This is a genomic window from candidate division WOR-3 bacterium (genome assembly GCA_026418155.1).
Taxonomy (GTDB): Bacteria; Hydrothermota; Tepidihabitantia; order Tepidihabitantales; family CAIPLT01; genus JAOABV01.
The window spans coordinates 1-10,970 of the sequence record JAOABV010000057.1 but is presented as its reverse complement, the minus strand read 5'-3'; the positions used below and the strand labels follow the sequence as shown (position 1 = coordinate 10,970).

The window sequence follows — 10,970 nt, the reverse complement described above, 5'->3', positions numbered from 1 at the left end:
ACCAACCTGAAGGCTGGATGGAAGTTCAACTGGATACACCGTTTGTTTATAATAATACTCAAAATCTCCAGATCTTAATTATCAAAGGTTTCCAGCAATATATTTCCACTACAGTATGTCCGTATTATCGTTATACGACCACATCACCGACTTATCGGACACGGCAAGCAGCAAGTGATGCCAGTCAACCGACGAGTTTAAATCAGACTTATAATCGACCAAATATCCGGTTTACCATTGTTTCGGCTCAAGGTGTTACGGAAAATATCCCTAACAATTTACCACTTGAAACAAAACTTTACGCACCAAGACCTAATCCAGCAATCAATGGTTTAGCTAAAATTTCATTTGTCTTGGCACAACCGTCATGGACCAAATTGAGTATTTATGATGCATCAGGAAGAATCCTCAAAACTTTAGTTAATACTTACTTGCAATCAGGAACTTATAATCTTGTTTGGGATGGCAGAGACAACAATTACAAAAAAGTCGGAAACGGCATCTATTTCTTGCGATTACAGACGGATAATTATAACGAAATTAAGAAAATTAATATCATAAAATAAACTAACAAAATATTTCAAGGCTCCCCCTTTATTGGGGGAGCCTTTTTATTTAGTTTTAGAAGGTGGAAAGATAAAATTTTATATTAAAGATAATACTTTAGAAAAATAAGTGCCTTAATTTTTTTCTGGATAAACAAGTAACAAAACAGGTTTGACACCACAGAGTTGCATATCATCTGTATTGTCCCTAAAATAACAAAAGCATATTTTACCGTGTAATACTATATCATCTGTTTTTATCTGCGATTAAATAAGTATAAGTAAGTTCTAATGTCATAACCATTTCTCAATAATAGATAGTATATAATGTTTTGGGTAAATTTAGAATTGACATATAAATAATGCTATTGTTGACAAATAGATTTATCAAAGGTAAAATTTAATATAATGATAAATTTTGCTATCTAACGAAATATTTTATTTGTTTTAATCTATAAAATAGTGAGAAATATTTTTGGTTTTTATTATATGAACTTTCTTAATACTGGAGGCGTATAAATGAAAAGACACTGTATGATTTTTTTATTTTATTTTTTAATGCTTTATGGCCAAGAGTATCTCGTGAAGACTGTAGGAGTAAATGTAGTCGAATTAAATAAAAAAGACCTGACAGTTCTCTGTGAACTATCCGACGGAATAATTGTGATGAGTTCTGAGGCTAAATTATCTAAACTTACTAATATTCGATATACGGTCTTAGATGTTATCACACCACAAAAAGAGTATTATTTAGTCTATCCGCTTAATAAAAATGCTGAGCAGAAGATTAGAAAAACTTATCAAGTATTAACTGAAGGTGAAGAATATCTGTTAATTTCAGTTCAGCCGAATGAGATTCATAAGTTAACAAGATTACCGGTTATGTTATCTAAAATTCAATTACAGCCAATGGTGATTTCGCAGACCGAGCCAACTTTTCCTCAAGTGGTTTATAATCCGATTATTGCCCAAATGGTTTCCCAAGTTAGTTCGGATTCGGTTTTAAGTTTTGTGCGCCGATTACAGAACTTTCGCACTCGCTATTCTTCTACGGATTCTTGTCGGGCATCTGCTAATTGGCTCAGGGCTAAGTTCTTAAATTATAACTGCGATAGTGTTTATCTGCATAATTATAATACGAGTTATGCGCCGAATGTCGTGGCAATTAAACGCGGTATTGCTCAGCCAGATAATGTTTATGTAGTGATTTGCGGACATTTTGATTCGACTTCTAATCAATCGCCCAGTAATTGTCCCGGTGCTGATGATAATGCTTCAGGCACTGCTGCTGTCTTAGAAGCGGCACGAATTTTTAAGAACTATAATTTTGAATACTCAATTCGGTTTATTGCTTTTAGTGGTGAAGAACAAGGTTTGTATGGCAGTGCGGCATATGCACAACAAGCCCGTAATCAAGGTGATTCTATTATCGGTGTGTTGAATTTTGATATGATTGGTTATGTTGATGCAACTCCTGAAGATTTAGATGTCATCGGTAAAGTTTCTAATCCTAATTGTAGCACTTTTGTTAACTTCTTTATAAATAGTGCTAATACTTATACTACATTGCCGACCATTCGTCGAATGGTAACCAGTGCTCCTTATTCGGACCATCATTCGTTCTGGCAAAGAGGATATGTTGGTTTTTGTGGTATTGAAGATTATATGCCACCTAATCCCCATTATCATTTGACCAGTGACACAATTGGGGCCGGATTTAATTCTTTACCATTTTGCACTGAAGTTATTAAAGCCTGCGTTGCGGCCTCGGCTGGTTTGGCTAATCCGATTACACCGAATCAACCTTATGTCGTGTTCCGCAATTATCGGATTGCCGATTCTGTAACCGGAAATAATAATCGACGGTGGGATGTGGGCGAGACGGTTAATCTTCTCATTTGGCTTAGAAATATTGGACAAATTCAAGCCCATAATGTTTCTGCAACGATTGCGTGCAATTCGCCTTATGTTACGATTTATCAAAATCAATCAACTTATGGTAACATTTCTGGTTTAGATTCAGCATTAAATCAAACACCGTATCTTATATCTTCAGCACCCAATACTCCCATCGGATATAATGCCGATTTTTCTCTTACCATCAGTAGTGCAGAAACCACATGGCAGCAGACTTTTCGGATACCGATAGGCCAATTTGTTTCTACTGACCCAATTCCAGATGGACCACGAACTCCATCACTTTATTGGGCATATGATAATACAGATACACTCTATGCACCAAGACCGGTTTATAATTGGATAGAGATTAAAAATCTGGGCACAAGATTGACTTTTGACCATAATGACCAGGTACGAATTGTCGAATTACCGAATCGATTTGGCTCACTGAAATACTATGGACAAAATTATAATACAATCTCAGTTAGTGTTGATGGATGGTTGCGCTGTGGTTCTGATACCACGGGTGATTATTCGAATAGTTCCATACCAAATGTTGATGGTCCTTCAGCAATGATTGCGATAAATTGGGATGATTTGGTTCATTCTAATTCAGGCGCTGGCGGAGTTTATTGGTATTATGACCCAACAAGCAGATACTTAATTATTGAATGGGATAGTCTTTCTTATTATAGTGCATCTTCAATCCGTGATAAGTTCCAAGTTCTAATTGGTGACTCAACGCACCGGACACCAACGGGTGATAATCTAATCATAGCCCAATATCAGACAGCCAATCGATATTCCAGTTCTACTGTTGGTATCGAAAACCAGACTGAAACCATCGGTATCCAATATCTTTTTGATGGCAGTTACCATCCGGCCGCAGCATTAATTCAACCCCAAAGAGCAATTAAGTATATCACCCAAGCACCAACAGGATTTATTGTCTCGGAAACGCCAAGTAATTTATCAAGATCTGGTATTTCAGTCTTTCCTAATCCTTTCCGAAATCAGATTGTGATTAGTCTTTATGGTATTAGCAGTCTTAATAACCAAAAGATGATTAAAATTTATAATTCATCTGGTAGGTTAGTGAGAAGTTTTTCTTCACCCATTGCGATTTGGGATGGGAAAGACGATGCGGGTCAAAGATTAGGCGCAGGTATCTATTTTATCAAAGCGCAAAACATTACTCGACCTCAAAAAGTAATTTATCTACATTAGTTATATGAAAGAGTTTCTGAATAGTTATATAAAACAGTCTCTGAATTTACTAAATTTACTAAACTAATATCAGAATTATCAAAGCATAAACCAGTGCCCGACGACAAAAACTTATTTACTTTAAACAAATCCTAATGGTAGCGTCAAGAATTTTGTGCAAATTCTTTTTTCTTCCATAAACCTAATCATTGACAAAGACTAATTAATATCTATAATAATATCCATTAACACCCCTGTAGCTCAGTTGGAAAGAGCGATGGTTTCCTAAACCATAGGTTCGTGAGTTCGAATCTCACCAGGGGTATAAAGCGATAATTATAATGATAGTAAGAGTAGTGATAATGAAAATAAACACTTAAAGAGTAAGGAACAAAAATGTTAAAAGAAGCAAAAAAAGAAGATATCTTTCAACAAATTATTACCAAAATAATTTATTGGTATTATCATCAAAGACAAAGGTTTTTTATTGTAATCGGTGCGGTTGTCGCAATCATTGCAATTGTTATAATATATTTTTCTACTACGGGCAAAGAAAATCCTGAAGTGCAATTACGATTTACTGAAGCCTTGGGTCTATACTCAACACAAAATTTTGATGCGGCTGAGGAACGATTTACTGATTTTTCTCGTCGTTTTTCTGGACATTATTTGGCTGCAAAGGCCCATTTCTATTTAGGCAATATCTATTTTTCTCGACAAGAATTTGATAAGGCACATCGGGCATTTTCTCAAGCCTATGGTAAATTGAAAAAAGACCCGATTTTAGGTCCAGCCACATTGTTGGCAATTGGTAATTGTTATGAAGAAAAGCAGAATCTCAAAAAAGCCGCCGAGACCTATGAAAAGGTTTTCGAACGCTACAAAAAATCGAAACTTGCCGGCGAAGCCTTAATTGCTGCGGCACGGTGTTATAAAAACTTAAATGATTTATCTCGAGCAGAAAGAATCTATGAAAAAGTTATTAAACATATAACTCCGGGCGAAGTAGTTGAAACGGCGAAAGCCGAACTTGCCTACATAAAGGCTCTACGCAATAAATTCTAAAGAAAATCTTAGATACATTTACCCAAGATTGTTTTCACAAGAATAGAGGAGATGTTACTTTTTGTTATAGAAAGGTTAAGAAAAATATTTGGTAATTATCCTAAAATATTAAGCGAGATGGTTAAATGATGGATAATGAGTTGAAGTATTATCTGTTGTTACAAAGTATTGAAGGAGTAGGTGCTACTACGCTTCGTAATCTGATTGAGCAATTTGGTAGTGCAAAATCAGTTTTTTCATCTAATATCCAAACCCTGTTAAAGATTCCAAGAATAAATGCAAAAATAGCAGAAAAAATTCTCTTTGCCGAGAAAGATTTAGACCAGATGAATTTAATTTTAGATGAGGTAAAGCGCAATAAAATAAAGATAATAACCTATCAAGATACGAATTATCCTAAATCCCTGAAAAGTATTAGTAATTTACCGCCAATACTTTATGTTAAAGGTAAGATATTTTCCGGAAAGTCAATTGCCATTATTGGCACACGCGAAGCATCAGCAAAAGGAAAACAATATGCTAAAGAATTTGCATCTATTTTGACCCGGGCTGGTTATATTATTGTTAGTGGTTATGCTAAAGGTATTGACACTTTTGTCCATTTAGGTGCAATTATGGCTGGTGGCAAAACGATTGCGGTCTTACCGTTCGGCATCTTAAAATTTTCCTTTCATCCCGAACTCCTTGAATTTGCTGATACTTTTTTTAATCAAGCGACAATTATCTCAGAATTTTTTCCCTATAGCGAGTGGTCTGTAGGTAATGCTTTAGCCCGCAATCGCATTACCAGTGCCTTGGCAGATAAAATTTTAGTGGTTGAAGCCGGTGATAGCGGTGGCACAGTTAATACGGTTGAACATGCAATAAAACAAAATAAGCCCGTTTATCTTTTTCAAGGAATAAGTTCGCCCGCAGATGACCGAATCAAAAAACTTAATGCCTTACCAATACACTCAATTGACGAATTGCTTGACAAATAAGACTTTTTGAGTATAAATTATCTATTGTTATCATAATAAAAATAGTGACTGAACAATACAATTAAAGCATATGGCAATTGAACTTAACGAAAAAAATTTTCAACAAGAGATTTTAGACTCTTCGCTACCAGCATTAGTGGATTTTTGGGCATCGTGGTGTATGCCTTGCCAAATGATTGCATCCATCATTGACGAACTATCAAAAGAATACCAAGGCAAATTAAAGGTCGGTAAGGTTAATGTTGATAATGAACCGAAATTGGCAGAAAAATATTCAATTATGAGTATTCCGAGTTTGATGTTATTCAAAAATGGTCAGGTGGTTGATACGATTGTCGGTGCCGTGCCGAAAAGTTATCTGGTCGAACACATCGAAAAAATACTATCAGATTGAAAAGTCTAATATCGGTTTTGTTTTGAAAATAATACTCAATCGACTGTAAGTAAATAATAAAAGGAGATAAAATGAAACAAATCTTGATTTCAATTTTATTAATATGTTTATTTTTACATTGTGGCGGTAACCGGGCTAAATCTACTCCCACAATGAAAACGACAGATTTCACGTTAGAACAACTAGGCGGTGGTAAAATCACGCTTTCGGCACTGAAAGGCAAAGTTATCTTAGTCGACTTTTGGGCAACCTGGTGTCCACCATGCCGTGCCGCAATTCCGCATCTAATTAGAATTTACAACACTTATAAAGACCAAGGATTAGTTGTTTTAGGAGTTTCCTTGGACCAAGATAAATCCGCACTGGAAAAATATAACCAAGATATCAATATTCCATATCCGATTCTCTTAGGTACGAATGAAGTTGCCAAAGCATATGATGTTCAAGGGATTCCAACACTTATCATCTTTGATAAAAAAGGAAAGATTGCATTAAGAGAAGTCGGATTCAGCGAAGAAAATATCTCAAATTTAGAAGCCAAAATTAGCGCATTATTAAAATAATATCAACGAAACTATTCAAATGAATATGCAAAAAGTTACCTTAAAATGGATTGACAATTTAAGATTCGTGGTTACAGATGAAAATAAACATAGTTTGGTTTTAGATACTAAACCTGAAGTTGGTGGAACTGAAACCGGCTTTCAACCAATTGATATGATATTAATTGGTCTCGGTGGCTGTATGGCTTTCGATATTGTCTCTATTCTTAAGAAAAAACGCGCTGAACTGAAAGAAATGATTGTTACAGTTGAAGGCGAACGGGCAGAAGAACATCCTAAACGCTACACGACAATTAAAGTCAAAATTCATGTCAACCCAGAAATAAATCCAGACGATTTGCAAAGAGCCTTTGAACTTTCCCGCGATAAATATTGCTCTGCTGCTGCAACCTTAAAAATTCCTCCAGAAGTAAAATATGAACTACAAATAGGGGAGAGCCAGAAAAAATAATTGTCGGCATTTTAATTAAAAATTAAAATTAAATATGAAATCACAATAAAGTAAATGTATAGTTTTAATTAGATGAGAATTAAAAAAATAAATATCGTATTTAATTAGATGAGAATTATATGCGAGAGCCGATAAAAACAGTATAGTTTAAATAATATGAAAATCAATACTGCTTATACCTTTGACGATATTCTGTTAGTTCCCCAAAAGTCAAAAGTTCTACCTAAAGATGTAGAAACGAAGACTTATTTTACTAAAGATATTCCACTCCAGATTCCTTTAGTTAGTGCAGCAATGGATACTGTCACCGAAGCCAAAATGGCAATTGCCTTAGCAGTTGCCGGTGGTATTGGCGTGATTCATAAAAATTTGAGTATTGAAGAACAGGCATCAGAAGTAATCAAAGTAAAAAGAGCTGAAAGTGGAATGATTGTCAATCCCGTAACTGTTAGTCCTGATGATACTTTAGGTCAAGCAAAAAATCTTATGGAAAAATATGCAATTTCTGGATTACCGGTAACTGATAATACAGGAAAACTTGTTGGGATTATTACCAAACGCGATATTATCTTTGAGACCGACTTAAATAAGAAAGTAAAGTATCTGATGACGAAAGACAATCTGATAACCGCACCTGTAGGCACAAACCTCACTAATGCCCAAAAGATTCTCAAACAACATCGGATTGAAAAACTACCCATCGTAGATAAGAAATTCATCCTTAAAGGATTAATCACTATAAAAGATATTCTAAAAAAATTGGAGCATCCCTATGCAACAGTTGATAAATTAGGCAGATTAAGAGTTGCTGCGGCAATTGGTGTCAGTAAAGATAGTATTAAAAGAAGTGAAGCATTAATTGATGCCGGAGTCGATGCTTTAGTTATTGATACAGCCCATGCCCATTCTGCGGGCGTAATCAATTTAACTAAACAAATTCGAAAACGATTTCCTGAAGTTCAACTTGTTGTCGGTAATGTTGCCACTAAAGAAGCAGTAAAAGATTTATTAAGATTAGATGTTGATGCGATAAAAGTTGGTATCGGACCAGGTTCGATTTGCACAACACGAGTTATTGCGGGCATCGGTGTTCCCCAGTTCAGTGCAATCTACGAATGTGCTCAACAAGCACGAAATGTTCCTATAATTGCTGATGGTGGTATAAGATTTTCGGGCGATATTGTCAAAGCCTTAGCTGCAGGTGCTTCCACAGTAATGATTGGCAATCTTTTTGCTGGCACTGAAGAAAGTCCTGGTGAAGAGATAATTTTAGAAGGTAGGAGATATAAAATCTATCGGGCAATGGGCTCAATCGATGCAATGAAGCGAGGTTCTGCAGACCGATATTTTCAAGAAGAAGCCAAGAAGTTTGTGCCTGAAGGGATTGAAGGCAGAGTGCCTTATCGAGGTAAAGTTGACGATTTTATTTATCAATTGATTGGCGGAGTTAAAGCCGGTATGGGTTATTGTGGAGCCAAAACGATAAAAGAATTACAAAGAAAAGCAAAATTTGTTTGCATTACTAATGCTGGCTTAAGAGAAAGCCATCCTCACGATATCACCATCACCAAAGAAGCACCTAATTACGAACTACTCAACCAATAAAACATACACAGACAAACTTAAACACAGAGGAGACGCACCAACAAACCACCAAACTCCTTACTCCTGTTGTAGTTTACATAAGATTTATTATCAGAACTAAAGATTGAGAGTTGGTGGTTGGTGGGTAGTGTTGGTTGATTAGATTTTTAGATGTTTGGCGTAGGTCGAGATTACAGGTATTTCCCACTGGTTTCCCAGTCCGGCGGCTATTATGCCAACGATGATTAAGATTAGATATGCGAACGAAAGAATTGTGCCGATGATGTGATAGACGAGCCAACCGATAGCATTAAATAAAAATCCGATTATTAGAATATGGCCTAAAATACCACGAAAAATAACATTTATTAACCAGATGCCAATCCATAGAATTATATAAATAATCAATAAGACTAAACTCTGTTTTGCGTGTTGTTGGGCAAATTCATCATCTCGGCACAGATACAATGGTAAAAAGCAGAAAAACGGCAGATAACCGAGCGCACTTAATACTCGAGTTGATGGTAAAGGTCTTTGATTTTCCATTATTTTGATAATAGCAGAAAATAGATTAATGTCAATACTGAAGAAGTGTATGCAGTTTTTATCAAAATGACAGACAAGGGAAGAAAAAAGAAAATACGCAAAATTCTTGACATTACCTTGTAATGTGTCCAACAGATACTATACAGGCTATGAGATTTAATTATAACGGAATGTGAAACAGGTCTTAAAATTAGCGAAGATTAGTTGTTCTAAAGTGGAAAGGCTTAAAAAGTTCAATTTTTCAAAGGTTAAATGGTTAAAGGTCTTGACTTTTCGTATTATTGTCAGCAAAATATGTTATGTTTAAATTTTTAGCCGTTATGTTCTTAATCCTAAGTTGTTGTGGTTATTCGACACGCACCATTGTGCCTTCACACTTAAAAACTGTAGCAGTTCCAATTGTTGGTAATGAAACAATGAAGCCCGGTTTAGGCGACCTCTTAACCGACCAACTGATTACTGATTTTAATAAAGAACGCAGTTTAAGAGTTACTTCCTTAGATAAAGCCAATTTAATCTTGAATTGCAAGATTACAAACTATGACCGCTCTCCCCAATCTTATACTTCATCGCAAGAAGTGCTTGTCTGGAAAATAACTCTATCTGCATATGTTGAAGCCGAAGATAAAGTTGAAGATACTTTTTTATACCAGGGAGATGTTTCAACTTTTATCACTTATGATGCCCAGTCTGAATCGGAAGATATAGGTATTGACCGAGCAATTAAAAAACTATCTCAAGAAATATTAAGAAAAGTCCTTACGACTTGGTAAAAGATTTTAGACCAGATAGTTTGCTATCTCCAAAACAATTATCTCAAGTTAATATAATTAAAATTAAGATTGATAAGATTGTGTATCAAGGCAGTGGTATAGGAAAATTTAATGGTGTTAAGGTCTTTGTGCCTTATTCAGCACCTGATGATATTGTCCAAGTTAAAGTTATCGAAAAGAAGAAGAATTACTGGCTTGCTGAAATTAAAAAGATCTTAGAACCGTCGGCAATTAGAACCATACCACCGTGTGCTTATTTTACCCAATGCGGCGGCTGTGACCTGCAACATATTAAATATTGCTTCCAATTGGAAATTAAAAAAGAGTTTGCCTTAGAATCTTTAGACCGAATTTGCCATCTAAAATTACCGCCGCCTTCTCTAAACATAATACCCTCTAAACCTTTTCATTATCGTAATAAAACCCAATATCCACTGGCTAAAAACCCTTTACGCATTGGTTTCTATAAGCAATTGACTCATAAGGTAATAGATATTGAAAAGTGCTTATTACATCCAAAAATATTTGATGATGTGCGTCAAGTAATTAAAGAGCGGATAATTAAAGTTAAAGAGCCGATTTATGATGAAATCAAACACACCGGAAATTTACGGCATATTATTATTCGTCAGGGAGTGAATACTCAGGAGATATTATTAACTTTTGTTACCCGCACTAATCGGCTCTCAGAAAAATTATACAAATCTTTGCCTAAAAAGTTTCCGCAGATTGTGGGTATTATTCAGAATATTAATTCGGCTAAAACCAATCGGATTTTGGGAAGCAAAAATCAAGTGCTGTATGGTCGAGATTATTATTTTGAAAAAATATTAGATAAGCAATTTAAGGTATCAGGTGATGCTTTCTTTCAAGTAAATACTTTTCAGGCGGAAAACCTAATCAGAAAATTAAGAGAATACATTGACACGGCTGAGCGAGTTTTAGATTTATATTGTGGTGTTGG

Annotated in this window: 11 protein-coding genes and 1 tRNA gene; 11 read left to right on the top strand and 1 reads right to left on the bottom strand. The window is 35.3% G+C overall.

The window, feature by feature from the left end:
* From N2201_06325 to guaB, 9 genes are all read left to right on the top strand, one after another.
* On the top strand, positions 1–566 hold a 566-nt coding region (locus tag N2201_06325), incomplete at its 5' end, for a T9SS type A sorting domain-containing protein (protein ID MCX7785820.1).
* Between the two features lie 513 nt (positions 567–1,079).
* The gene (locus N2201_06320; GenBank protein ID MCX7785819.1) at positions 1,080–3,671 is read left to right on the top strand and encodes a M20/M25/M40 family metallo-hydrolase; all 2,592 of its coding nucleotides are present in this window, start codon (positions 1,080–1,082) and stop codon (positions 3,669–3,671) included.
* A gap of 229 nt (positions 3,672–3,900) precedes the next feature.
* Positions 3,901–3,975, top strand: a tRNA-Arg gene (locus N2201_06315).
* A 71-nt stretch (positions 3,976–4,046) separates the two neighbouring features.
* Positions 4,047–4,715 (top strand): tetratricopeptide repeat protein, encoded by a 669-nt coding sequence (locus N2201_06310; protein MCX7785818.1) that lies wholly within the window; start codon positions 4,047–4,049, stop codon positions 4,713–4,715.
* Between the two features lie 125 nt (positions 4,716–4,840).
* Entirely contained in the window at positions 4,841–5,695 is an 855-nt protein-coding gene (locus tag N2201_06305) for a DNA-protecting protein DprA (protein MCX7785817.1), read from the top strand.
* Positions 5,696–5,765: 70 nt separating this feature from the next.
* Positions 5,766–6,089 (top strand): thioredoxin, encoded by a 324-nt coding sequence (gene trxA, locus N2201_06300; protein MCX7785816.1) that lies wholly within the window; start codon positions 5,766–5,768, stop codon positions 6,087–6,089.
* A gap of 71 nt (positions 6,090–6,160) precedes the next feature.
* Positions 6,161–6,652, top strand: coding sequence for a TlpA family protein disulfide reductase (locus N2201_06295; GenBank protein MCX7785815.1), 492 nt, complete (start codon positions 6,161–6,163; stop codon positions 6,650–6,652).
* A gap of 25 nt (positions 6,653–6,677) precedes the next feature.
* Positions 6,678–7,103: an OsmC family protein gene (locus N2201_06290; protein MCX7785814.1), complete on the top strand. Its 426-nt coding sequence runs from the start codon at positions 6,678–6,680 to the stop codon at positions 7,101–7,103.
* Positions 7,104–7,259: 156 nt separating this feature from the next.
* Positions 7,260–8,708, top strand: a complete 1,449-nt coding sequence (guaB, locus tag N2201_06285) for an IMP dehydrogenase (protein ID MCX7785813.1) — start codon at positions 7,260–7,262, stop codon at positions 8,706–8,708.
* 138 nt (positions 8,709–8,846) lie between these two features.
* Here guaB and N2201_06280 read toward each other — a convergent pair whose 3' ends face one another.
* A complete protein-coding gene (locus N2201_06280) occupies positions 8,847–9,233 on the bottom strand; it encodes a hypothetical protein (protein ID MCX7785812.1) in 387 nt (128 codons plus the stop codon).
* Positions 9,234–9,532: 299 nt separating this feature from the next.
* Between N2201_06280 and lptE the strand changes: the two genes are divergently transcribed.
* Together lptE and rlmD are read left to right on the top strand one after the other, a co-directional pair.
* Positions 9,533–10,006, top strand: a complete 474-nt coding sequence (lptE, locus tag N2201_06275) for an LPS assembly lipoprotein LptE (GenBank protein MCX7785811.1) — start codon at positions 9,533–9,535, stop codon at positions 10,004–10,006.
* 20 nt (positions 10,007–10,026) lie between these two features.
* Positions 10,027–10,970: 23S rRNA (uracil(1939)-C(5))-methyltransferase RlmD (gene rlmD / locus N2201_06270; protein ID MCX7785810.1), on the top strand; the 944-nt coding region annotated here is incomplete at its 3' end.